Raw genomic sequence first — 23,713 nt, 5'->3', positions numbered from 1 at the left:
AGAGCCCGAGGAAGCAAGCCATGACCGACCTGAATCCAGGCACCTTCGGCAAGAAGGCGCTTGATAACCTGGAAATCGATACGCTGGTCGTCGGCGCCGGTCAGGCCGGCGTGGCCATGAGCGAACACCTGACCGCCCTGGGCGTGCCGCACATCGTGCTGGAGAAGAGCCGCATCGCCGAAGCCTGGCGCAGCGGCCGCTGGGATTCGCTGGTGGCCAACGGCCCGGCCTGGCACGACCGCTTCCCGAACATGGAATTCCCGGTCGGCCCGGACGAGTTCCCGGCCAAGGAGCAGGTGGCGGACTATTTCGTCGCCTACGCCAAGCAGTTCAACGCGCCGATCCGCACCGGCGTGGAAGTGAAGAAGGTCACCCGCAACGAAGGCCGCCCCGGCTTCACCGTGGAAACCTCCGAGGGCACGATCCAGGCCCAGCGCGTGGTGTCGGCCACCGGCCCGTTCCAGCGCCCGGTGATCCCGGCCATCGCGCCGAAGGACGCCGACATCCAGCAGATCCACTCGGCCCGTTACTACAACCCGCAGCAGCTGCCCGAAGGCGCCGTGCTGGTGATCGGCGCCGGTTCCTCCGGCGTGCAGATCGCCGACGAGCTGAACCGCGCCGGCAAGCAGGTGTTCCTCTCCGTGGGCGCCCATGACCGCCCGCCGCGCTCCTACCGCAACCGCGACTTCGTCTGGTGGCTGGGCGTGCTCGGCCTGTGGGACGCCGAGGAAGTGCAGCCGGGCCGCGAGCACGTGACCATCGCCGTGAGCGGCGCGCGTGGCGGCGAGACCATCGACTTCCGCCGCCTGGCCAACGAGGGCATCACCCTGACCGGCCTGACCAAGGCCTTCGCCGACGGCAAGGTGAGCTTCCAGGACGACCTGGTGAAGAACCTCCAGGCCGGCGACGAGAACTACCTCGGCCTGCTCGACGCCGCCGATGCCTACATCGAGCGCAACGGCCTGGACCTGCCGGAAGAGCCGGACGCCCGCAAGACCTACCCGGACGCCGAGTGCATCCGCCAGCCGATCCTCGAACTGGACCTCGCCGCCGCCGGCATCACCTCGATCATCTGGGCCACCGGCTACGCCGTGGACTTCGACTGGCTGCAGGTCGACGCCTTCGACGCCAAGGGCAAGCCCAGGCACCAGCGCGGCGTGTCCCGCGAGCCGGGCGTGTACTTCGTCGGCCTGCCGTGGCTGTCGCGCCGGGGCTCCTCGTTCATCTGGGGGGTGTGGCACGACGCCAAGCACGTCGCCGGGCACATCGCCACCCAACGCCGTTATGTCGAATACCAGGACGCTTCGCAGCGCGAAGCCTCCGTTCAGAAAGCCGCTTCCTGGGAGTAAGAGATGCCTACCCACACCCGCATCCGCATGTTCAACACCAAGGACACCTACCCGAACCAGACCCTGGACAACGACCTCTGCCAGGCCGTGCGCGCCGGCAACACCGTGTACGTGCGCGGCCAGGTCGGCACCGATTTCGAGGGCAATCTCGTAGGACTGGGCGACCCGCGCGCCCAGGCCGAGCAGGCGATGAAGAACGTCAAGCAGTTGCTGGAAGAGGCCGGCAGCGACCTGTCGCACATCGTCAAGACCACCACCTACCTCATCGACCCGCGCTACCGCGAGCCGGTGTACCAGGAAGTCGGCAAGTGGCTGAAGGGCGTGTTCCCGATCTCCACCGGCCTGGTGGTCTCGGCCCTGGGTCAGCCGCAGTGGCTGATGGAGATCGACGTGATCGCAGTGATCCCGGACTGATCGATGAACTGAAAAGCGCGGCGGCGACGCGGGATTTCCTGCCTCGCCGCTTCGTCGTTTGTGCCTGTAGCGCTTGATCGACAAGAACAGCAAACAAGGAGCCAACATGACCTTCTCCATCGTCGGCCGCTGCGCCGAAACCGGACAACTGGGTATCGCCATCAGCTCCTCGAGCATCGCCGTGGGCGCCCGCTGCCCCTGGGTGCGCGCCGGGGTCGGCGCAGTGGCCACGCAGAACATCACCCTGCCGGCCCTCGGCCCGCAGATCCTCGACCAGCTGGAAGCCGGCCTCGAACCGGGCGCTGCGCTGGACAAGGCGCTGTCCAGCAACGGCTACAGCCAGTACCGCCAGGTGACGGTGATCGACCAGCACGGCAAGGTCGCGCTGTTCACCGGCAGCGAAGCCCTGGGCGTGTACAACGCCGTAGCCGGGGAAAACTGCGTGGCGGCGGGCAACCTGCTGTCCTCGCCCGCCGTGATCGAGGCCATGACCAAGGCCTTCGAAAGCGCCAACGGCTGCCTCGCCGAGCGCCTGCTGGCCGCCATGCAGGCGGCGATGGCCGCCGGTGGCGAAGCCGGCCCGGTGCATTCGGCGGCGCTGAAGGTGGTCGGCGACCTGGTCTGGCCGATCGTCGACCTGCGCGTGGACTGGGCCGACGAGGCGCCGATTGACGAACTGGAAAAACTCTGGGTGGCCTACAAGCCGCAACTGGAGGACTACCTGACCCGCGCCCTCGACCCGACCAAGGCGCCGAGCTACGGCGTGCCGGGCGACGAGTAACGCCACGCCCCCGTAGGAGCGGATTCATCCGCGATGCCGGCGCCGCCGGCCCGAATCGCGGACGGAGTCCGCTCCTGCGAAAGAGCGCCGTAGGATGGCGTGGAGCGAAGCGATACCCATCGATGACCGTGCAGGCAATGCCGATGGGTATCGCAAGCTCCACCCATCCTACGGGCTCGCGAACCCGGCCTCGCAGCGGAGTTTGTTCGCGAGCAAGAACTTGGCGTCCCCCTCGCTCCTACAAAGAAGCCTTCATGCAGGACCTGAACATGCCTTCCAGCCGTGAAATCCTCGCCGACCTGATCGCCTTCGACACCGTCAGCCGCAACTCCAACCTGGCGCTGATCGAGTACATCCGCGACTACCTCGCCGGCTTCGGCATCGCCTGCGAGCTGTTCCACGACGCCGACGGGCGCAAGGCCAACCTCTACGCCACGCTGGGCCCGCAGGATCGCGGCGGCGTGTGCCTGTCCGGCCACACCGACGTGGTGCCCACCGACGGCCAGCCGTGGACGGGCCCGCCGTTCGAGCTGACCGAGCGCGACGGCCGCCTCTACGGGCGCGGCACGGCGGACATGAAGGGCTACATCGCCTGCGTACTGGCGGCGGTGCCGGCCTTCCTCGCCCGGCCGCTGCGCCTGCCGGTGCACCTGGCGTTCTCCTACGACGAGGAGGTCGGCTGCCTCGGCGTGCGCTCGCTGCTCGCCGCGCTGGAGCAGCGCGAGCACAAGCCGCTGCTGTGCATCATCGGCGAACCCACCGAACTCAGGCCGGTGCTCGGGCACAAGGGCAAGCTGGCGATGCGCTGCCAGGTGCACGGCGCCGCCTGCCACTCGGCCTATGCGCCGCAGGGCGTGAACGCCATCGAATACGCGGCGAAGCTGATCGGCCGCCTCGGCGAGATCGGCGCCCGCCTGGCCGCGCCGGAGCGCCACGACCCGCGCTTCGACCCGCCCTACTCCACCGTGCAGACCGGCGTGATCAGCGGCGGCCGCGCGCTGAACATCGTGCCGGCCGAGTGCCAGTTCGATTTCGAGGTGCGCGCGCTGCCCAGCGACGACCCGCAGCAGGTCGCCGACGACCTGCGCGACTACGCCGAGGCCGAGCTGCTGCCGAAGATGCGCGCGGTGAAGGCCGAGGCGGATATCCGCTTCAGCGAGCTGTCCGCCTACCCGGCGCTGGTCACCGACCAGCAGGCCCAGGCCGCCGAGCTGATCGCGCGGCTCACTGGCTCCCGCGAGTTCTCCACCGTAGCCTACGGCACCGAGGGCGGGCTGTTCGACCAGGCCGGCATTCCCACCGTGGTCTGCGGCCCGGGCAGCATGGATCAGGGGCACAAGCCGGACGAATTCGTCAGCCTGGAGCAGTTGGCCAGGTGCGATGAAATGATGGGGCGGTTGGCGGAGTGGCTGCGCGGCTGAGCCCCGGCTCTTCGTAGGAGCGGATCTTATCCGCGATGCTCCTGGTCCCGGCTTCGCCGGGATTTCGCGGACAAGGTCCGCTCCTACGAGAGCCTTCTCCCGAATCAGGTTCGCGAGCAAGCTCGCTCCTACGAAAAGCAGCCCGTGGCAGACCTGTAGGAGCGAGCTTGCTCGCGAACCAACCCCGGCTGAGGAGTATCAGGCAAACGCCGCGCGCAGTTCGTCCATGCTCGCGAAGTAATGCGCCGGGCTTTCCGCCAGCAGCTCCTCGCGGCTGCCGAAGCCATAGCCCACGCCGGCGGCGGACAGGCCGTTGCGATGCGCGCCGATCAGGTCGTGCTTGCGATCGCCGATCATCAGCGTCTGCCGCGGATCGAGGCCCTCGATGCCGAGCAGGTGCTCGATCAGCTCGACCTTGTTGGTGCGGGTGCCGTCCAGCTCGCTGCCGTAGATCACCCGGAAATGCCGGGCGAAGTCGAAGTGGCGGGCGATCTCGGCGGCGAACACGGTCGGCTTGCTGGTGCAGATGTACAGCGTGCGGCCCTGGCCGGCGAGCAGTTGCAGCAGCTCGGCCACGCCGTCGAACACTCTGTTCTCGTACAGCCCGGTGTCCTTGAAACGCACGCGGTAGTGATTCACCGCCGCCCAGGCGCGGGCCTCGTCGAAGTCGTAGGTGCTCATGAAGCACTGCAGCAGCGGCGGGCCGATGAAGTGTTCGAGCTGGCGCAGGTCCGGCTCGTCGATGCCGAGCTGGGCGAGGGCGTACTGGATCGAGCGGGTGATGCCCTCGCGCGGGTCCGTGAGGGTGCCGTCGAGGTCGAAGAGGATGTTCTGGTAATGCATGGGATCGGCGTCCGGCCACGAAAGTCGGGCGGCAAGGATACTGCGCGCGGCCGCCGGGGCGAAGCGTCACGCGCCGAACGTCAGGCTCAGGGCGCCGATCCCTGGCCCTGGTGCAGCACGCGCACGGTGCCGCCGGTATCGATGGGTGGGGGCGGCGCAGCGCCGAAGGCGCGGACCTCCTCGGAGTCCAGCTCCTCCTCCAGCGGTTGCGCCAGCTGTCCGCCCAGGCTTTCCTGCATCCGTCCGCCGAGGTAGTTGACGCCGGCCATCACCCCGCCCTGCGAGTCGTGCATCAGCGCCAGCCACTGTTCGTCGAAGGCGGCGTTGATCTCCTTGCGCAACTGGGTCTCCACCTCGGGCCGGTCATGGTCGTTGCTGGAGAGGCTGAACAGGGTGAAGGCCACCGAGATGATCGAGCCGGCGACCTTGCCGGCGGCGCTGGCGACCACCCCGGCGATGCTGCGGTTCCTCAGCTCGTAGACCAGCTTGGCGCTGGTGCGCTGGGCTACCGGGGAGACCCCGCTGACCTTGGTGCCGGCGCCGGCCTTGCCCGCCGCCGCGCGGACCTCGTGCATCAGCGCGGCGAAGGCCGGCAGCTCGCCGACGTCCTTGGCCCGCACCACGTCGTAGAGCGAGGCGTCGCGGCTCGACGGCGGGCCGAGGGAGATCGCCGGGATGCCCTTCAGGTGCTCGTCGAAGACCTGCTGCGGAATGCCGTGGCGCTCGGGAAGCACGTCGAGGGAGGCGGTCATCAGGTCGACGTAGTGGCGGGTGGCGCTCTCCATGATGGCGTCGGGGTCGAGCTCCTTCGCCACCGGCACCAGCACCTGCGCGCGGTACTGCTCCTGCAGGTAGTCGGCGAGCCGGTCCACCGTGGGGTCGAGATCGCCCTTGGCGCCGAACTTGTACCAGGCGACCTTCATGCTCAGCCATTGCTGCGTCCAGTAGCTGGAAAACCAGGGGATGAACTGGCTGTCGGTGCGCTGGTAGACCAGGTCCATCCACTGCTGCATGGCCTCTTCGGCGTAGGCGCGGGCCTTGGCGGTAGCGGCCTGGGAAGCGCTGCCGATCTCGGCGTCCACCTGCTGCCAGGTGGCCGGGCTGATCGGGACGACGGGTTCGGGCGGGCGATGGGAGCATCCGGCCAACGCCAGCAGGAACAACGCGACGACACCGCACCGCCGCCAAGGCGACCAGATGGCGCTGGAGAAACACGAACTGTTCATGGCCGCTCGCCGGCTCGACGGCGTCCGAAGGACCTGCCGCCCGCTCCTGACCCCGGCCGGGCACTCGCTGGCGTCCGGTCATCAGCTTGAGTATAGGGCGGCAGCACCGGCGCCACGCACCGCCCATCGCGCCCGCCCCGGGCCGCACAGCGCCGGCCGCCGGCAAAGCGGCTAGTCTGTAGCGGATTGCCGAAAGGAACTCGCCGTGACCGACACGCCGTCCACGCCTCGCAGGGAGAGCCACCATGCTTGACCGATATGGCCTGCTGGAAGCGATGCGCGCCTCGCGCCTGACCCAGTTCCCGATCAGCCCCGTGCTGCGCGAGAGCCATGGCGTCAAGGGGCGCCTGACCTTCTTCCTGCTGCTGGCCGGCGCCCTGGTGTTCACCTTCGCCAGCCTCGGCCACGACATCCGCGCCAGCGGCGCGACACTGCAGCCGGGCTGGCCCGCGCTGACCCTCGCGGTGGCCCTGCTGGTGGCGCTGGGCTTCGAGTTCATCAACGGCTTCCACGACACCGCCAACGCGGTGGCCACGGTGATCTACACCAACGCGCTGCCGCCGCGTTTCGCGGTGGCCTGGTCGGGGCTGTGGAATTTCCTCGGCGTGCTGTTCTCCAGCGGCGCGGTGGCCTTCGCCATCGTCGCGCTGCTGCCGCTGGACCTGCTGCTGAAGGTGGACAGCAGCGCCGGCCTGGCGATGATCTTCGCCCTGCTGATCGCCGCCATCCTGTGGAACCTCGGCACCTGGTGGCTGGGGCTGCCCGTTTCCTCGTCGCACACGCTGATCGGCTCGATCGTCGGCATCGGCCTGGCCCACGGCGCGATGGCCGGGCACCTGGGGCTGTCCGGCAGCGCCTGGTCGCAGTTGCTGACGGTGGGCTATGCGCTGCTGCTGTCGCCGCTGGTCGGCTTCTTCAGCGCCTTCGTGCTGCTGCGGGCGATGAGCGCGGGCATCGGCAACCGCGCGCTGTTCCGCTCCCCCGAGGGGCGCACGCCGCCGCCCTGGTGGATCCGCGCGCTGCTGATCGTCACCTGCACCGGGGTCTCCTTCGCCCACGGCTCGAACGACGGGCAGAAGGGCATCGGGCTGATCATGCTGATCCTGATCGCCACCGTTCCCCTGGCGTTCGCCGTGGATCGCGCCCACGCCCCGGAGCACGCCCAGCAGTTGCTGAACCTGAGCCGGGCCAGCCAGGCGCAGTTGCAGCATGCCGGCGGCGGCGTCAGCGGCGACCCGCGCCAGGTGCTGCTGGACTACCAGCAGGACCAGCAGGCCGGGCCCGACCTGCTGCCGTCGCTGGGCGTCGTCATCGGCGACGTCGCCGCACGCCTGGAACGCTACGGGGAGATGGCCAGGGTCCCCGGCGCCGAGGTGCAGGCGCTGCGCAACGACCTGTACCTGAGCCTGGAGACCATCCGCCTGCTCGACCGCGGCGGACGGCAGGTCGAGCTGGAGACCTGGAGCACCCTGCAGGCGCTGCGCACCGAGGAGGAGCGGGTGATCCGCTTCATTCCCCTGTGGGTGAAGGTGGCCGTCGCCCTGGCGCTGGGCCTGGGCACCCTGGTGGGCTGGCGGCGCATCGTCACCACCGTGGGCGAGGGCATCGGCAAGACGCCAATGACCTATGCCCAGGGCGCCGCCGCGCAGCTGGTGGCGATGCTCACCATCGGCGCCGCCGACGGCTTCGGCCTGCCGGTGTCCACCACCCAGGTGCTGTCCTCCGGCGTAGCGGGCACCATGGCGGCCAACGGCAGCGGCCTGCAGTGGCCGACCGTGCGCAACATGCTGCTGGCCTGGGTGCTTACGCTGCCGGCGGCCATCGGCTTGGCGGCGGGATTGTACTGGGTGTTTGCGCGGGTGCTTTGAGCCTTTCGCGGACAAGGTCCGCTCCTACGGGATTTCACCGGTAGCCACGGCGCGCGAGATGGATTTTGTAGGAGCGGACCTTGTCCGCGAACCGCATGGCACGGTCCTGGGCCGGAAATCGCGGACGGAGTCCGCTCCTACGGGAGCCGCAGGAATCCGTCCGCGACTTTCTCGCTCTTCGTAGGGTGGATACGCGCAGCGTTATCCACCGCGATGGGTATCGCTTCGCTCCACGCCATCCTACGGGTCAGGCGCCCTGGTCGCGGGTGGCAACCATTCAGCAGTTCGCGCTGGCTGTGGAAAACTCCGTGGATTACTGTATTTATATACAGCATTCCGTCAGAGCTTTCCCACATGACCTCCCCGCCCCCACCCCGCGGCCGTGGCACCGCCAGCAATCCGCACAACCGCTTCGCTCCCACCACCTCGGTGCCTGTGGATAACGACTGGTTCGACGAGGTCCCCAAGCCCCAGGTGACCGAAGTCCGCAGCGAACTGGCGAAGACGGTGATCTCCCGCAACCAGTCGCCGGACCTGCCGTTCGATCGTTCGATCAACCCTTACCGGGGCTGCGAGCACGGCTGCATCTATTGCTACGCGCGGCCCAGCCACGCCTACTGGGACCTGTCGCCGGGGCTGGACTTCGAGACCCGGCTGATCGCCAAGACCAACGCCGCCACCGTGCTGGAGCAGGAGCTGAGCAAGCCGGGCTACGTCTGCGCGCCGATCAACCTGGGCTCCAACACCGACCCCTACCAGCCCATCGAGCGCCAGCAGCGGCTGACCCGGCAGATCCTCGAGGTGCTGCTGCGCTTCCGCCATCCGCTGACCATCGTCACCAAGGGCTCGCTGATCCTGCGCGACCTCGACCTGCTGAGCGAGCTGGCGCAGCTCAACCTGGTCCGGGTGATGATCAGCCTGACCACCCTGGACGACGAGCTCAAGCGCATCCTCGAACCCCGCGCCGCCGCGCCGTCGGCGCGCCTGCGGGCGATCCGCGTGCTGCGCGGGCAGGGGGTTCCGGTGGGGGTGCTGTGCTCGCCGATGATCCCGATGATCAACGACCGCGAGCTGGAGGCGCTGCTGGAGGCCGCCGTCGAGGCCGGCGCGCAGAGCGCCAGCTACATGCTGCTGCGCCTGCCACGGGAAGTCGGGCCGCTGTTCGAGGAATGGCTGGCGGCGCACTACCCGCAGCGCGCCGCCCATGTGATGAGCCTGATCCGCCAGGTGCGCGGCGGGGAAATCCACGACAGCCGCTTCGGCCTGCGCTTCCGTGGCCAGGGGCCGTTCGCCGATCTGCTGGCGCGGCGCTTCGACGTCGCCATCCGCCGCCTGGGGCTGGACCGCCGCAGCGGCGGCGGCCTGGACTGCACCGCGTTCGCGCCGCCGCGCAGCCAGATGAGCCTGTTCTGAATCAGCCTTGCCAGACAAGGAACCGCCGGTTTTTTCCACCTGCGTGTGCCTTTTCGCCTGCGGGAGGTCGTCGGCAAGCATGGGAAATTCGTCCTTAATCCACGAGGCTGAAACATGAGCGATAAAACCCATGGTGAGGAGCAGGCCCACGAGAGCGCGGACGAGGCGCTGCGGCGGATCGTGGAGGGCTTCCAGCACTTCCGCCAGGAGGTGTTCCCGCAGCAGAAGGAGCTGTTCAAGAAGCTGGCCCATGCGCAGAACCCGCGCGCGATGTTCATTACCTGCGCCGATTCGCGCATCGTTCCGGAGCTGATCACCCAGAGCCTGCCGGGCGACCTGTTCGTCACCCGCAACGTCGGCAACGTGGTGCCGCCCTATGGCCAGATGAACGGCGGCGTGTCGACCGCCATCGAGTTCGCGGTGATGGCGCTGGGCGTGCAGCACATCATCGTCTGCGGCCATTCCGACTGCGGCGCGATGAAGGCCGTGCTCGACCCGCAGACCCTGGAGAGCATGCCGACGGTGAAGGCCTGGCTGCGCCATGCGGAGGTCGCCCGCACGGTGGTCGCGCAGACCTGCGGCGGCGCGACCCACGAGCACCTGGACATCCTCACCGAGGAAAACGTGGTGGCCCAGCTCGACCACCTGAAAACCCACCCGTCGGTGGCCGCGCGCATCGCCAGCGGCCAGCTGTTCATCCACGGCTGGGTCTACGACATCGAATCCAGCGCCATCAAGGCCTACGACGCCGAGCAGGGCCGCTTCCGCGCGCTGGACGGCGACGGCCCGATGCCGATGGCGACGCCCAGGCCGCGCTATTCGGCGCAGTGAAGGGTATTCGCTGAAGTGCCGGGCCTGGCCTAGGGCAGGCGCAGTTCGACGCCGAACCGCCGGGACAGGCACGGCCACTGCTGCCAGGCCATCACCACCTGCGGGTCGTTGAGGCGGGCGCCGTAACGGACGGCGGATTCGCTGCCGAAGGTGCTTTCGTCGAGCATGCCGCTGACCGCGTGGTGCACGGCCTCGTCCAGCTGGTTGGCGAAGGGTTCGCCGATCAGCTGGTGCGCCACCAGGTTGGCCACCGTGGTGTCCAGCGGGACCAGCGGCTGGTTGAAGTGGGCGATGTAGCGGTCGTTCACTTCTTCCACCAGGCGGTGGGCGAGGTAGGCCTCGTCCAACAGGGCGTCGAGGCCGTCGTGGCCGTCGAGCAGGGCCGGCGGGGTGAGGAAGAATTCTTCGGCGAGCCCCAGCACCGGCTTGATGCCGTCCTCGATACCGGCGTCGCGGGCCACCGCGTTGGCGGCGTCGAGGAAATCCGGCACCTGCTCTATATAGGCATGCACGAAGCGTGTCAGGGTGCCGCTGGCATCCTCTCCGGCTACGCTGATGCTCGGGTGCAGCCCTTCGAGACGGGACTGGATCAGCCGGGACAGGTGGCCATGGCGGGATTCGAGAAGATGGGCGCTCTGGATCAGCTCACGCAGTGCAGCGGTATTCATGACAACTCCAAGACAGCAGGTTTTGGAAAGTGAAGAAAGACCTTAGCCGGAGTCCGGCTGCAGCTAAGACGCGATTGTCATAATCGTGAAGTGTTTATGCCGTAGCGGCATATCACACCGCCATCATGGTACTCCAAAGCCGCGCCAGTCGTGGCTTTGAGATCACACTTCGGTCTTTTAACGCAGTTTTTTACTCTGCGTTGTTATGTCGCAACCCCTGTCTATACTCCGATTCGACACACGAAAAACCGATGGACCCGGCCTGCCCTGCGTGCTGCCGAGGTAAGACGGTCAAAGTCAGTTGTCTTGGCGGTCGCTCCCTTGGCCGTTGGCGAGTTCAGGCGCGCAACCCCTCTGGAATGGGGGAAGCCGCGAGAGCGCAATGCCGGCGGGATAAAAACAACGATAAGGGGAACCCGAATGCTGCGACATCCACGAGTCTGGATGGGCTTCCTTTTGCTCTTGGCTTTCAGTCAGGCAAACGCCGCCTGGACGGTCAACATGGCCCCCGGTGCGACGGAAGTCAGCCGTAACGTCTTCAACCTGCACATGACCATCTTCTGGATCTGCGTGGTCATCGGCATCATCGTGTTCAGCGCGATGTTCTGGTCGATGATCGTCCACCGCCGGTCCACCGGGCAGGAGCCCGCGCATTTCCACGAGAGCACCACGGTGGAAATCCTCTGGACGGTCATTCCCTTCCTGATCCTGGTCGCGATGGCCGTCCCGGCCACCCGGACGCTGATCCACATGTACGACACCTCCGAGCCGGAGCTGGACGTGCAGGTCACCGGCTACCAGTGGAAGTGGCACTACAAGTACCTGGGCCAGGACGTGGAGTTCTTCAGCAACCTGGCCACCCCGCCGGAGCAGATCCACAACCAGTCCGACAAGGACGAGCACTACCTGCTGGAGGTGGACAACCCGCTGGTGCTGCCGGCCGGCTACAAGGTGCGCTTCCTGGTGACCTCCAGCGACGTGATCCACTCCTGGTGGGTGCCGGCCTTCGCGGTCAAGCGCGACGCCATCCCCGGCTTCGTCAACGAGGCCTGGACCAAGGTCGACAAGCCCGGCGTCTACCGCGGCCAGTGCGCCGAGTTGTGCGGCAAGGACCACGGCTTCATGCCCATCGTGGTCGACGTGAAGTCCAAGCCCGACTTCGACAAGTGGCTGGCCGAGCGCAAGGTGGAAGCCAGCAAGCTCAAGGAGCTGACCACCAAGGAGTGGACCAAGGACGAGCTGATCGCCCGCGGCGACAAGGTCTACCACACCATCTGCGCGGCCTGTCACCAGCCCGAGGGCGAGGGCATGCCGCCGATGTTCCCGGCGCTCAAGGGTTCGAAGATCGTCACCGGTCCCAAGGAGAAACACCTGGAGACCGTGTTCAACGGCGTCAAGGACACGGCCATGGCGGCCTTCGGCAAGCAGCTCTCGGAGGTCGACATCGCTGCGGTGATCACCTACGAGCGCAACAGCTGGGGCAACGACGATGGCGACATGATCACCCCGCAAGAGGTGGTCGCCTACAAGCAGAAGCAACAATAAGGAGGCCGCGATGAGTGCCGTGATCGATCACCCCGACCATTCTCACGCCGGCGACCACCACCACGGTCCCGCCAAGGGGCTGATGCGCTGGGTCCTGACCACCAACCACAAGGACATCGGGACCCTGTACCTGTGGTTCGCCTTCTGTGCCTTCCTGCTCGGCGGCTCCTTCGCCATGGTGATCCGCGCCGAGCTGTTCCAGCCGGGCCTGCAGATCGTCGAGCCGGCGTTCTTCAACCAGATGACCACCATGCATGGCCTGGTGATGGTCTTCGGTGCGGTGATGCCGGCCTTCGTCGGCCTGGCCAACTGGATGGTGCCGCTGATGATCGGCGCGCCGGACATGGCCCTGCCACGGATGAACAACTTCAGCTTCTGGCTGCTGCCGGCGGCCTTCACCCTGCTGGTGAGCACCCTGTTCATGCCCGGCGGCGGCCCGAACTTCGGCTGGACCTTCTACGCGCCGCTGTCGACCACCTTCGCGCCGCACAGCGTGACCTTCTTCATCTTCGCCATCCACCTGATGGGCATGAGTTCGATCATGGGCGCGATCAACGTGATCGCCACCATCCTCAACCTGCGCGCCCCGGGCATGACCCTGATGAAGATGCCGCTGTTCGTCTGGACCTGGCTGATCACCGCCTTCCTGCTGATCGCGGTGATGCCGGTGCTGGCGGGCTGCGTGACCATGATGCTGATGGACATCCACTTCGGCACCAGCTTCTTCAGCGCGGCCGGCGGCGGCGACCCGGTGCTGTTCCAGCACGTGTTCTGGTTCTTCGGCCACCCCGAGGTGTACATCATGATCCTGCCGGCGTTCGGCGCGGTCAGCTCGATCATCCCGGCGTTCAGCCGCAAGCCGCTGTTCGGCTACACCTCGATGGTCTACGCCACCGCCTCGATCGCCTTCCTCTCGTTCATCGTCTGGGCGCACCACATGTTCGTGGTCGGCATCCCGCTGGTGGGTGAGCTGTTCTTCATGTACGCGACCATGCTGATCGCCGTGCCCACCGGGGTGAAGGTGTTCAACTGGGCGTCGACCATGTGGCAGGGCTCGATGACCTTCGAGGCGCCGATGCTGTTCGCCGTGGCCTTCGTCATCCTGTTCACCATCGGCGGCTTCTCCGGCCTGATGCTGGCCATCGCCCCGGCGGACTTCCAGTACCAGGACACCTACTTCGTGGTGGCGCACTTCCACTACGTGCTGGTGCCCGGCGCGATCTTCGGCATCTTCGCCTCGGTGTACTACTGGATTCCCAAGTGGACCGGGCACATGTACGACGAGACGCTGGCCAAGCTGCACTTCTGGATGAGCTTCATCGGCATGAACCTGGCGTTCTTCCCGATGCACTTCGTGGGCCTGGCGGGCATGCCGCGGCGGATCCCGGACTACAACCTGCAGTTCGCCGACTTCAACATGGTCTCGTCCATCGGCGCCTTCATGTTCGGCACCACGCAGCTGCTGTTCCTGTTCATCGTCATCAAGTGCATCCGCGGCGGCAAGCCGGCCCCGGCCAAGCCGTGGGACGGCGCGGAAGGGCTGGAATGGACCATTCCGTCGCCGGCGCCGTACCACACCTTCACCACCCCGCCGGAAGTGAAGTAAGGACTTGCCTGTAGGAGCGAGCTTGCTCGCGAACGCTTTTCCCTGACGTCTCGGTGTCAGGCGGTTCGCGAGCAGGCTCGCTCCTGCGGGTGGAGGATAACCCCATGAGCGACGGCAACATCGAAACGCGCAAGCTGGTGACCCGGCTGGTCATCGCCGTAGTCGCCATGTTCGCCTTCGGCTTCGCCCTGGTGCCGCTGTACGACGTGATGTGCAAGGCCCTGGGCATCAACGGCAAGACCTCCGGCAGCGCCTACCAGGGCGACGGCCAGGTGGTGGATGAGTCGCGCGCCGTGAAGATCCAGTTCGTCGCCAACAACAACATCGACATGGTCTGGGAATTCCATCCCGAGCAGGACCAGCTGGTGGTGCATCCGGGCGCGGTGAACCAGATGCTGTTCGTCGCCCGCAACCCCACCGACAGGCCGATGACCGCCCAGGCGATCCCGAGCATCGCGCCGTCGGTGGCGGCCACCTACTTCCACAAGACCGAATGCTTCTGCTTCACCCAGCAGGTGCTGCAGCCGGGCGAGCGCATCGAAATGCCGGTGCGCTTCATCGTCGACCGCGACCTGCCCAAGGATGTGCGTCACCTGACGCTGGCTTACACGCTGTTCGACATCACTGCCCGCAAGCCCCCCGTGGCCAGCAACGAGCGTTGAAAGGAGAACAAGAACAATGACCACCCACGATCCCTATTACGTCCCCGCGCAGAGCAAGTGGCCGATCATCGCCACCATCGGCATGCTGGTGACGATGTTCGGCGTCGGCACCTGGATGAACGACGCGAGTGCCGGCAAGGACTCGTCCCACGGCCCGTGGATCTTCTTCGCCGGCGCGCTGATCCTGGCCTACATGCTGTTCGGCTGGTTCGGCAACGTCATCAAGGAGAGCCGCGGCGGCCTCTACAGCGCGCAGATGGACCGCTCGTTCCGCTGGGGCATGAGCTGGTTCATCTTCTCCGAGGTGATGTTCTTCGCCGCCTTCTTCGGCGCGCTGTTCTACGTGCGCCACTTCGTCAATCCCTGGCTCGGCGGCGAGGGCCACCACGCCATCTCGCACATGCTCTGGCCGGAGTTCGAGAGCGGCTGGCCGCAGCTGAGCAACCCGGACAACAAGCTGTTCCCGCCGCCGAAGGAAATCATCGATCCGTGGCGGCTGCCGCTGGTCAACACCCTGCTGCTGGTCAGCTCCAGCTTCACCGTGACCTTCGCCCACCACGCGCTGAAGAAAAACCACCGCGGCCCGCTGAAGGCGTGGCTGGCGCTGACCGTGGCGCTGGGCGTGACCTTCCTGGTCCTGCAGGCCTACGAATACCACGAGGCCTACAGCGAGCTGGGCCTGACCCCGGGCTCGGGCATCTACGGCGCGACCTTCTTCATGCTCACCGGCTTCCACGGCGCCCACGTGACCATCGGCGCGATCATGCTGAGCATCATGCTGATCCGCATCCTGCGCGGGCATTTCGACGCCGAGAACCACTTCGGCTTCGAGGCGGCCAGCTGGTACTGGCACTTCGTCGACGTGGTGTGGATCGGCCTGTTCACCTTCGTCTACGTGCTGTGAGGCGGGACGGCGCGGGCCGCGGCCCGCGCCCGTTTGACGGATCAGTAATGCCAGGGAGCGGAGCTGCCGAGCTGGCCGCTGTAGAAGCCCCAGGCGATGAGGGCGAGGGTCAGGGCGGCGAGGACGACACGGACGGTGAGGGCGTTGACCACGCGCGTGCCGTGCCCCTCGTCCTTGACCAGGAAGAACAGGCCACTGAACAGACTGACGACGGTCGCCAGCAACAACAGGACGATCGCAGCTTTGAGCATTACCGGCCTCCTGTCCGCGGGGGGACTGGGTTACGAGAGGGTTCCAACGCAGGCCGGGCAAACGCAGGCAGCCATGGGGCCCTCTCTAAGGGGGATGTCTTGCAGTATAGCCAGCACGCTACCCAGCACCGCCCAGGCCGTGCAGCGCGCGCCTTCCGGCCGGGCCTTGCGCCGACGCTGGTGGTGCTCGCGCTGCTGCCGGTGCTGATCGGCCTGGGCGGCTGGCAACTCTCCCGCGCCGCCGAGAAGCGCAGCCTGCTCGCCGCCGCCGAAACCCAGCGCCAGCAGGACCCGGTCTCCGTCGCCGAACTCCAGCGCCTGCCGCCACGCAGCTACCTGCGCGTGCGCCTGCAGGGCCAGCTCGACGCCGAACACACCGCCCTGCTGGACAACCGCACCCGCAACGGCCAGGCCGGCGTCGAGGTGCTGCAACCCTTCTTCGACCGCGTCGGCCAGCAGTGGCTGCTGGTCAACCGTGGCTGGGTCGCCTGGCCCGACCGCCGCGTGCCGCCGCAGATCGACACACCGAGCCGCGACCTGCTGCTGGACGCCTGGACCTACGTCCCGCCGCCCGCCGCCCCGACCGCTCCGGTCGCCAGCTGGCCGCGCCTGATCACCCAGGTGGACGCCCCGGCCCTGTGGGACCAGCTCGGCCGCGAAGGCCAGCCGCTGGAAATCCGCCTGGAGCCGGGCGACGCCGCTTTCGACACCGACTGGCCGATCGTCGCCATGCCCCCGGAGCGCCACGTCGGCTACGCCGTGCAGTGGTTCGCCCTGGCGCTCGCATTGACCGGCCTTTACCTCTACCTCGGCATCCGTCGCGCACGGGAGACCCTCGACCATGACCGCCATGACCCTGAATGAGCAGCCCTCCCGCCGCCGCGGGCGCCTGCAGCTGATCCTCGTCCTCTGCGTGGCCCTCGGCCCGATGATCCTCGCCACCGCCATGTACAAGCTGCAGTTCTGGGTGCCGGAAGGCCGCAGCTACCACGGCGACCTGATCGCCACCGGGCAGACTCCGGCCGACCTCGGCGTGCAGGCCGACAAGGCGAGCGAGCGCTGGCAGCTGCTGGTCACCGCCCCGGATGCCTGCGCCAGCGACTGCCAGCAACTGGTCTATCTCGCCCGGCAGATCAACATCGGCCTGGGCCGCGAGGCCAGCCGCGCCGAGCATGTGTTCGCCTTCGCCCAGCCGCTGCCGGCGGAATTCGCCAGCCAGCTCGACAAGGACTACCCGCGCCTGCAACGCCTGGGCCTGACGCCGACCCAGCACACCGGCGCCAAACCGCAGCTGTGGATCGTCGACCCGCACGGCAACCTGGTGCTGCGCTACGACGCGGACGCCGACGGCAAGTCGATCCTCAAGGACCTGCAGCTGCTGCTGAAGTTGTCGAACATCGGCTGATGCTTTTTTGATCGGAAATCGCCAGCCCCCATAACAACAAAACCGGGAGCGACGCATGATCCAGGCAAGACGCAAACCCGCTTTCGCCATCGCCGTGCTCGCCACCGCGCTGGCCTTCGTGGTGATCCTGTTGGGCGCCTACACCCGCCTGACCCACGCCGGCCTCGGCTGCCCGGACTGGCCCGGCTGCTACGGCTTCACCCACGTGCCGACCAGCGAGGCGCAACTGGCCCACGCCGAGGCGCGCTTCCCGGACGCCCCGGTGGAAGCGCGGAAGGGCTGGAACGAGATGATCCACCGCTATTTCGCCGGCAGCCTCGGCCTGCTGATCCTCGGCCTGGCCATCCATGCGCTGGTCCGTCGCGGCCGTGAAGGCCAGCCGCTGCGCCTGCCGCTGCTGCTGCTCGGCGTGGTGATCGCCCAGGCGGCGTTCGGCATGTGGACGGTCACCCTCAAGCTCTGGCCGCAGGTGGTCACCGCGCACCTGCTCGGCGGCTTCACCACGCTGTCGCTGCTGTTCCTGCTCAGCCTGCGCCTGTCCGGCGCCTTCGCCCCGCTGCAACTGCCGGCCCGCCTGCGCGCGCTCGCCGCCTTCGCCCTGCTGCTGGTGATCGGGCAGATCGCCCTCGGCGGCTGGGTCAGCAGCAACTACGCGGCGGTGGCCTGCATCGACCTGCCGATGTGCCACGGGCAGTGGTGGCCGGACATGGACTTCGCCAACGGCTTCCACCTGACCCAGCACATCGGCCCGAACTACCTCGGCGGCCAGCTCGACAGCGACGCCCGCACGGCGATCCACATGACCCACCGCATGGGCGCGCTGTGCGTGACCGCGGTGCTCCTGCTGCTGGCCTGGAACCTCCAGCGCCACGGCCTGATCGGCATCACCGCGCTGATGCTGCTGGGCCTGTCGATCCAGATCGGCCTGGGCATCAGCAACGTGCTGCTGCACCTGCCGCTGCCGGTAGCGGTGACCCACAACGGCGGCGGCGCCTTCCTGCTGCTGATGCTGGTGCTGGTGAACTACCGGGTGCGCGCACCGGCCACCCGGCACGTCGAGCTGCCCGCCAGCGGCCCGATCATCCTGGACGCCCTGGAGCGCCCGGTGGCCTACCCGTCGCAGGGTTGAGATTGCAAGGTTGAGCACGACGGTCGGCGCCGGGGCGCGCCGGCCTTGATACACCAAGACAGCACGAACACGGAGAATTGACCATGGCCAGCGTCATCAGCACTTCCGGGCACGCCAGCTGGCGCGACCTGCTCGAACTGACCAAACCCAAGGTGGTGCTGCTCATGCTGATCACCTCGCTGATCGGCATGCTGCTCGCCACCAAGGCCGGCGTGCCCTGGCAGGTGCTGCTGTTCGGCAACCTCGGCATCGGCCTGTGCGCCGGCGCGGCGGCGGCGGTGAACCACGTGGTGGACCGGCGCATCGACTCGATCATGGCGCGCACCCACAAGCGGCCGCTGGCCGAGGGGCGCGTCTCGCCACCCATCGCGCTGGGCTTCGCCATGCTGCTGGCGGTGGCCGGGATGGCGGTGCTGCTGGTGTTCACCAATGCGCTCACCGCCTGGCTGACCCTGGCCTCGCTGCTGGGCTACGCGGCGCTCTACACCGGCTTCCTCAAGCGCGCCACGCCGCAGAACATCGTCATCGGCGGCCTCGCCGGCGCCGCCCCGCCGCTGCTGGGCTGGGTGGCGGTGACCGGGCAGGTATCCGCCGAACCACTGCTGCTGGTGCTGATCATCTTCGCCTGGACCCCGCCACACTTCTGGGCGCTGTGCCTGCACCGCAAGGACGAGTACGCCAAGGCCGACATCCCGATGCTGCCGGTGACCCACGGCGAGCACTACACCAAGCTGCACATCCTCTTCTACACCCTGGTGCTGTTCGCGGTGACGCTGATGCCCTTCGTCATCCACATGGCCGGGCTGGTCTACCTGTTCGCCGCCCTGGCCCTGGGCGCACGCTTCCTCGACTGGGCCTGGGCGCTCTACTGCGGCAGCCGACCCCATGCGGCGATCAGGACCTTCAAGTACTCTATCGCCTACCTGTTCCTGCTGTTCATCGCGCTGCTGGTGGACCATTACCTGCCGCTGCAGCTGAACTACTGAGGGTTCGCGAGCAAGCTCGCTCCTACAGTTGCGCCCAACTGCGGAGCGCTTTTCGTAGGAGCGAGCTTGCTCGCGAACATCGCCGCTCCCCTGCCAGGCATGGGCACGGTACGAACAGCAGCCTCAAGCCCAGACGTCCCGACCCACGAGAGCCCCATGTCCCGAGTCAACAAGACCGTCCTCATCCTCGTCGCCATCGTCGCCCTGATCCTCGGCCTCACCGTCCAGAAGGTGCTCACCCAGCGCCACCAGATCGACCCGACCGTGCTGCTCGACGCCGGCATCGTGCTCCTGCCGCAGACCCGCAGCGTCCCCGACCTCGCCTTCCAGGACCAGGACGGCCAGCCGTTCCAGACCGCCAGCCTGAAGGACAAGTGGTTCCTGCTGTTCTTCGGCTACACCTTCTGCCCGGACGTCTGCCCCACCACCCTGGCGCAACTGCGCGAGCTGCAGACCAAGCTGCCGCCGGAGGTGCTGAAGAACCTGCAGGTGGTGTTCGTCAGCGTCGACCCGCACCGCGATACCGCGCCGCGCATCAAGGAATACCTCGGCTTCTTCAACGCCGGCTTCAAGGGCATCACCGGCTCGGAAGAGAACGTGCAGAAACTCGCCAACGCCCTGAGCATCCCCTACGTCCCGGCGGACACCAGCAAGCCCAACTACACCGTCGACCACAGCGGCAACCTGGTGATCATCGGCCCGGACGGCACCCAGCACGGTTTCATCCGCGCCCCGCTGCACAACGACAAACTCGCGGCCCAGCTGCCCAGCGTGATCAGCGCGAACGACTGATCCCCCGCGACACTGCGTCTCACCCCCAGCGGCCACCCCATAGCGGTGGCCGTTGTTTTTTCCGCGTCATTCCCGCTTCGGCGGGACAACTCCGAACTTTCTGCTAAACCTCATCCTTAGGCCCTGATGCTGTGTAACACGCGGACTTGAAGCTTTCCGATGACTTTCCTGACTTCGTAGTCAATGTAAAAAATCTGCTACAGAAAGCCAGGCATCAGGAATGACTCATACTCCATATTAGAAACATTAATTAACACCTATGCCTGAGCCTGTTGCAGGATTACCGGGCCTTTCGGTGGGTGTGGGGAGCCTCTGATGGGTGGTCATTCACGGCGAGGATGGCATTTCCGTCCGGTCACAATAGGCAATTAGGCTAAAACCCAATGCCTGCGCGGCTTCGGTCGCGACCGGAAAACCACAGGTCGAAACGTGACTTGTAGTTATCGTCTGGTGCCACTTCAGAACTTCTTGCTGCCCTCCAGGTTCGCTTGCACAATGCCGCGGCCACCGGGTCACACACCCGGCGACTAGAACCGGCTTTTAAAACAAGAGATAGGCCGTTGCCAGTTCGATAACCCGGGTCGCCAACGTAGTAACCCGGACAATCCCAGGATCACGCAGGAGATTTGCGAGTGCAGATCGGTGTACCCCTCGAGACCCAAGCCGGTGAGACGCGGGTCGCAGCAACGCCGGAGACGGTCAAGAAACTGATCGGGCAAGGCCATCAGGTCATCGTCCAGAGCGGCGCCGGCGTCAGCGCCAGCCAGCCGGACGCCGCCTTCGAGGCCGTTGGCGCGAAGATCGGCACTGCCGCCGATGCCCTCGGCGCGGAACTGGTCCTCAAGGTCCTCGCGCCCAGCGAAGGCGAACTGGCGCAGATGAAGCCCGGAGCCGTGCTGCTTGGCATGCTCAACCCGTTCAACAACGAGAACATCGCCCGCATGGCCGAACGCGGCATCACCGCCTTCGCCCTGGAGGCCGCGCCGCGTACTTCCCGCGCGCAGAGCCTGGACGTGCTCTCCTCCCAGGCCAACATCGCCGGCTACAAGGCCGTGATGCTCGCTGCCAACCACTACCCGCGCTTCATGCCCATGCTGATGACCGCCGCCGGCACCGTGAAGGCCGCCCGCGTGCTGATCCTCGGCGCCGGCGTCGCCGGCCTGCAGGCCATCGCCACGGCCAAGCGCCTGGGTGCGGTGATCGAGGCGTCGGACGTGCGCCCGGCGGTGAAGGAGCAGATCGAGTCGCTGGGCGCCAAGTTCGTCGACGTGCCCTACGAGACCGACGAAGAGCGCGAGTGCGCCGAGGGCGTGGGCGGCTACGCCCGGCCGATGCCGGCCTCGTGGATGGAGCGCCAGGCCAAGGCCGTACACGAGCGCGCCAAGCAGTCGGACATCGTCATCACCACCGCGCTGATTCCGGGCCGCAAGGCGCCGACGCTGCTGCACGCAGCGACCGTCGCGGAAATGAAGCCGGGCTCGGTGGTCATCGACCTCGCGGCATCGCAAGGCGGCAACTGCCCGCTGACCGAGGCCGACCAGGTGGTGGTCAAGCACGGCGTGACCATCGTCGGCCTGGGCAACCTGGCCGCGCTGGTGCCGGCGGACGCCTCCGCACTCTACGCACGCAACCTGCTGGACTTCCTCAAGCTCACCCTGACCGCCGAAGGCTTCACGGTGAACCTGGAGGACGACATCGTCGCCGCGTGCCTGATGTGCCGCGACGGCCAGATCGTGCGCAAGAACGGCTAACGAGCAATCGCCCTTCTTATATAAGAACGCGCCGGGCCCCAGGTCCGGCCCTCAAGACCGGTGAGAAACTATGGAAGACATGCTGATCTCCCACGGCATCTACAACCTGATCATCTTCGTGCTGGCCATCTACGTCGGCTACCACGTGGTGTGGAACGTGACCCCTGCCCTGCACACCCCGCTGATGGCGGTGACCAACGCCATCTCGGCGATCGTCATCGTCGGCGCCATGCTGGCCGCCGCGCTGACCGTCACCCCGCTGGGCAAGATCATGGGCACCCTGGCCGTGACCCTGGCCGCGGTGAACGTGTTCGGTGGCTTCCTGGTCACCCGCCGCATGCTGGAAATGTTCAAGAAAAAAGCGCCGAAGGCGGAGAAGCACTGACATGAGCATGAACCTCGTCACCCTCCTCTACCTCGTCGCCTCGGTCTGCTTCATCCAGGCCCTCAAGGGCCTGTCGCACCCGACGTCTTCGCGCCGCGGCAACGTATTCGGCATGGTCGGCATGGCCATCGCGGTGGTCACCACCGTGGCCCTGGTGTTCAAGATCAGCAGCGAGATCGCCACCACCGGCATCGTCTACGTGATCATCGGCCTGCTGATCGGCAGCACCGCCGGTTCGATCATGGCCAAGCGCGTCGAGATGACCAAGATGCCGGAACTGGTCGCCTTCATGCACAGCATGATCGGCCTGGCCGCCGTGTTCATCGCCATCGCCGCCGTGGTCGAGCCGCAGTCCCTGGGCATCGTGCAGAACCTGGGCGACACCATCCCCAGCGGCAACCGCCTGGAGCTGTTCCTCGGCGCGGCCATCGGCGCCATCACCTTCTCCGGTTCGGTGATCGCCTTCGGCAAGCTGTCGGGCAAGTACAAGTTCCGCCTGTTCCAGGGCACCCCGGTACAGTTCGGCGGCCAGCACCTGCTCAACCTGGTGCTGGGCCTGACCACCCTGGGCCTGGGCCTGCTGTTCATGTTCACCGGCAACTTCACCGCCTTCGCCGCGATGCTGGTCCTGGCCTTCATCCTCGGCGTGCTGATCATCATCCCGATCGGCGGCGCCGACATGCCGGTGGTGGTGTCGATGCTGAACTCCTACTCCGGCTGGGCCGCGGCGGGCATCGGCTTCTCGCTGAACAACTCGATGCTGATCATCGCCGGCTCCCTGGTGGGCTCCTCCGGTGCGATCCTCTCCTACATCATGTGCAAGGCGATGAACCGCTCGTTCTTCAACGTCATCCTCGGCGGCTTCGGCGCCGAAGCGGACGCTGGCGGCCCGGCAGGTACCAAGGAGCAGCGCCCGGTGAAGTCCGGCTCCGCCGACGACGCCTCGTTCCTGCTGACCAACGCCGACAGCGTGATCATCGTTCCCGGCTACGGCCTGGCGGTGGCCCGCGCCCAGCATGCGCTGATGGAACTGGCCGAGAAGCTGACCCATCGCGGCGTCAACGTGAAGTTCGCCATCCACCCGGTCGCCGGCCGCATGCCGGGCCACATGAACGTGCTGCTGGCCGAGGCCGAAGTGCCTTACGAGCAGGTGTTCGAGATGGAGGACATCAACTCCGAGTTCGGCCAGACCGACGTGGTGCTGGTGCTGGGCGCCAACGACGTGGTCAACCCGGCGGCGAAGAACGATCCGAAGTCGCCGATCGCCGGCATGCCGATCCTCGAGGCCTACAAGGCCAAGACCGTGATCGTCAACAAGCGTTCGATGGCCAGCGGCTACGCCGGCCTGGACAACGAACTGTTCTACCTGGACAAGACCATGATGGTCTTCGGCGACGCCAAGAAAGTCATCGAAGACATGGTCAAGGCTGTCGACTAACGGCAACCGTCGATCCACAAGACACCGGCCTCGCGCCGGTGTCTT

Annotated in this window: 23 protein-coding genes; 19 read left to right on the top strand and 4 right to left on the bottom strand. The window is 66.9% G+C overall.

Annotated elements, in window-relative coordinates; translation table 11 throughout:
* The first annotated feature begins 20 nt into the window (after positions 1–20).
* The 4 genes from AC3B6A_RS00565 (at position 21) to argE (ending at position 3,965) form a co-directional block, all read left to right on the top strand.
* Complete coding sequence (locus AC3B6A_RS00565) at positions 21–1,349, top strand: flavin-containing monooxygenase (RefSeq protein ID WP_488400386.1); 1,329 nt, start codon at positions 21–23, stop codon at positions 1,347–1,349.
* Positions 1,350–1,352: 3 nt separating this feature from the next.
* Positions 1,353–1,763: a RidA family protein gene (locus tag AC3B6A_RS00560; RefSeq protein ID WP_015474916.1), complete on the top strand. Its 411-nt coding sequence runs from the start codon at positions 1,353–1,355 to the stop codon at positions 1,761–1,763.
* A 106-nt stretch (positions 1,764–1,869) separates the two neighbouring features.
* Positions 1,870–2,544 carry a DUF1028 domain-containing protein gene (locus AC3B6A_RS00555; protein WP_488400385.1) on the top strand — a complete coding sequence of 225 codons (675 nt, stop codon included), beginning with the start codon at positions 1,870–1,872 and terminating at the stop codon, positions 2,542–2,544.
* A gap of 269 nt (positions 2,545–2,813) precedes the next feature.
* Positions 2,814–3,965, top strand: coding sequence for an acetylornithine deacetylase (gene argE, locus AC3B6A_RS00550; protein WP_488400384.1), 1,152 nt, complete (start codon positions 2,814–2,816; stop codon positions 3,963–3,965).
* Between the two features lie 198 nt (positions 3,966–4,163).
* On the opposite strand, the gene AC3B6A_RS00545 is transcribed toward argE, so the two are convergent.
* On the bottom strand, positions 4,164–4,808 hold the full coding sequence (locus AC3B6A_RS00545) for an HAD family hydrolase (RefSeq protein WP_488400383.1): 645 nt from the start codon (positions 4,806–4,808) through the stop codon (positions 4,164–4,166).
* Positions 4,809–4,894: 86 nt separating this feature from the next.
* Positions 4,895–6,034, bottom strand: coding sequence for a hypothetical protein (locus AC3B6A_RS00540; RefSeq protein ID WP_488400382.1), 1,140 nt, complete (start codon positions 6,032–6,034; stop codon positions 4,895–4,897).
* Between the two features lie 275 nt (positions 6,035–6,309).
* On the opposite strand from AC3B6A_RS00540, the gene AC3B6A_RS00535 reads away from it, so the two are divergent.
* From AC3B6A_RS00535 to AC3B6A_RS00525, 3 genes are all read left to right on the top strand, one after another.
* On the top strand, positions 6,310–7,902 hold the full coding sequence (locus AC3B6A_RS00535) for an inorganic phosphate transporter (protein ID WP_488403744.1): 1,593 nt from the start codon (positions 6,310–6,312) through the stop codon (positions 7,900–7,902).
* Between the two features lie 354 nt (positions 7,903–8,256).
* The gene (locus tag AC3B6A_RS00530; protein WP_488400381.1) at positions 8,257–9,315 is read left to right on the top strand and encodes a PA0069 family radical SAM protein; all 1,059 of its coding nucleotides are present in this window, start codon (positions 8,257–8,259) and stop codon (positions 9,313–9,315) included.
* Positions 9,316–9,429: 114 nt separating this feature from the next.
* A complete protein-coding gene (locus tag AC3B6A_RS00525; RefSeq protein ID WP_488400379.1) occupies positions 9,430–10,146 on the top strand; it encodes a carbonic anhydrase in 717 nt (238 codons plus the stop codon).
* A 29-nt stretch (positions 10,147–10,175) separates the two neighbouring features.
* Here the strand turns inward: AC3B6A_RS00525 and AC3B6A_RS00520 are convergent, their stop codons facing one another.
* Positions 10,176–10,814 (bottom strand): hypothetical protein, encoded by a 639-nt coding sequence (locus AC3B6A_RS00520; protein ID WP_488400378.1) that lies wholly within the window; start codon positions 10,812–10,814, stop codon positions 10,176–10,178.
* A 420-nt stretch (positions 10,815–11,234) separates the two neighbouring features.
* Between AC3B6A_RS00520 and coxB the strand changes: the two genes are divergently transcribed.
* From coxB to AC3B6A_RS00500, 4 genes are all read left to right on the top strand, one after another.
* Positions 11,235–12,359 (top strand): cytochrome c oxidase subunit II, encoded by a 1,125-nt coding sequence (gene coxB, locus AC3B6A_RS00515; protein ID WP_488400377.1) that lies wholly within the window; start codon positions 11,235–11,237, stop codon positions 12,357–12,359.
* A gap of 10 nt (positions 12,360–12,369) precedes the next feature.
* Positions 12,370–13,965, top strand: a complete 1,596-nt coding sequence (ctaD, locus tag AC3B6A_RS00510) for a cytochrome c oxidase subunit I (protein WP_488400376.1) — start codon at positions 12,370–12,372, stop codon at positions 13,963–13,965.
* 104 nt (positions 13,966–14,069) lie between these two features.
* The gene (locus AC3B6A_RS00505) at positions 14,070–14,627 is read left to right on the top strand and encodes a cytochrome c oxidase assembly protein (protein ID WP_488400375.1); all 558 of its coding nucleotides are present in this window, start codon (positions 14,070–14,072) and stop codon (positions 14,625–14,627) included.
* A gap of 16 nt (positions 14,628–14,643) precedes the next feature.
* The gene (locus tag AC3B6A_RS00500; protein ID WP_488400374.1) at positions 14,644–15,531 is read left to right on the top strand and encodes a cytochrome c oxidase subunit 3; all 888 of its coding nucleotides are present in this window, start codon (positions 14,644–14,646) and stop codon (positions 15,529–15,531) included.
* A gap of 41 nt (positions 15,532–15,572) precedes the next feature.
* On the opposite strand, the gene AC3B6A_RS00495 is transcribed toward AC3B6A_RS00500, so the two are convergent.
* Positions 15,573–15,782 carry a twin transmembrane helix small protein gene (locus AC3B6A_RS00495; RefSeq protein WP_488400373.1) on the bottom strand — a complete coding sequence of 70 codons (210 nt, stop codon included), beginning with the start codon at positions 15,780–15,782 and terminating at the stop codon, positions 15,573–15,575.
* A 99-nt stretch (positions 15,783–15,881) separates the two neighbouring features.
* Between AC3B6A_RS00495 and AC3B6A_RS00490 the strand changes: the two genes are divergently transcribed.
* The 8 genes from AC3B6A_RS00490 (at position 15,882) to AC3B6A_RS00455 (ending at position 23,668) form a co-directional block, all read left to right on the top strand.
* Positions 15,882–16,646 carry an SURF1 family protein gene (locus AC3B6A_RS00490; protein ID WP_488400371.1) on the top strand — a complete coding sequence of 255 codons (765 nt, stop codon included), beginning with the start codon at positions 15,882–15,884 and terminating at the stop codon, positions 16,644–16,646.
* Positions 16,624–17,187, top strand: coding sequence for a PA_0111/PP_0108 family redox-active disulfide protein (locus AC3B6A_RS00485; protein ID WP_488400370.1), 564 nt, complete (start codon positions 16,624–16,626; stop codon positions 17,185–17,187). Before AC3B6A_RS00490 ends, AC3B6A_RS00485 begins: the two co-directional genes overlap by 23 nt.
* A gap of 55 nt (positions 17,188–17,242) precedes the next feature.
* Positions 17,243–18,316, top strand: coding sequence for a COX15/CtaA family protein (locus AC3B6A_RS00480; protein WP_488400369.1), 1,074 nt, complete (start codon positions 17,243–17,245; stop codon positions 18,314–18,316).
* Between the two features lie 83 nt (positions 18,317–18,399).
* Entirely contained in the window at positions 18,400–19,302 is a 903-nt protein-coding gene (cyoE, locus tag AC3B6A_RS00475; RefSeq protein WP_488400368.1) for a heme o synthase, read from the top strand.
* A 156-nt stretch (positions 19,303–19,458) separates the two neighbouring features.
* Positions 19,459–20,094 (top strand): SCO family protein, encoded by a 636-nt coding sequence (locus AC3B6A_RS00470; RefSeq protein WP_488400367.1) that lies wholly within the window; start codon positions 19,459–19,461, stop codon positions 20,092–20,094.
* A 632-nt stretch (positions 20,095–20,726) separates the two neighbouring features.
* Positions 20,727–21,845 carry a Re/Si-specific NAD(P)(+) transhydrogenase subunit alpha gene (locus tag AC3B6A_RS00465; protein ID WP_488400366.1) on the top strand — a complete coding sequence of 373 codons (1,119 nt, stop codon included), beginning with the start codon at positions 20,727–20,729 and terminating at the stop codon, positions 21,843–21,845.
* 70 nt (positions 21,846–21,915) lie between these two features.
* Positions 21,916–22,230: an NAD(P) transhydrogenase subunit alpha part 2 gene (locus AC3B6A_RS00460; RefSeq protein WP_488400365.1), complete on the top strand. Its 315-nt coding sequence runs from the start codon at positions 21,916–21,918 to the stop codon at positions 22,228–22,230.
* 1 nt (position 22,231) lies between these two features.
* Positions 22,232–23,668: an NAD(P)(+) transhydrogenase (Re/Si-specific) subunit beta gene (locus AC3B6A_RS00455; protein ID WP_488400364.1), complete on the top strand. Its 1,437-nt coding sequence runs from the start codon at positions 22,232–22,234 to the stop codon at positions 23,666–23,668.
* Positions 23,669–23,713: the final 45 nt, after the last annotated feature.

It is taken from the genome of Pseudomonas sp. B12(2026) (genome assembly GCF_057767015.1).
This window is presented reverse-complemented; position numbering and strand designations above follow the sequence as displayed.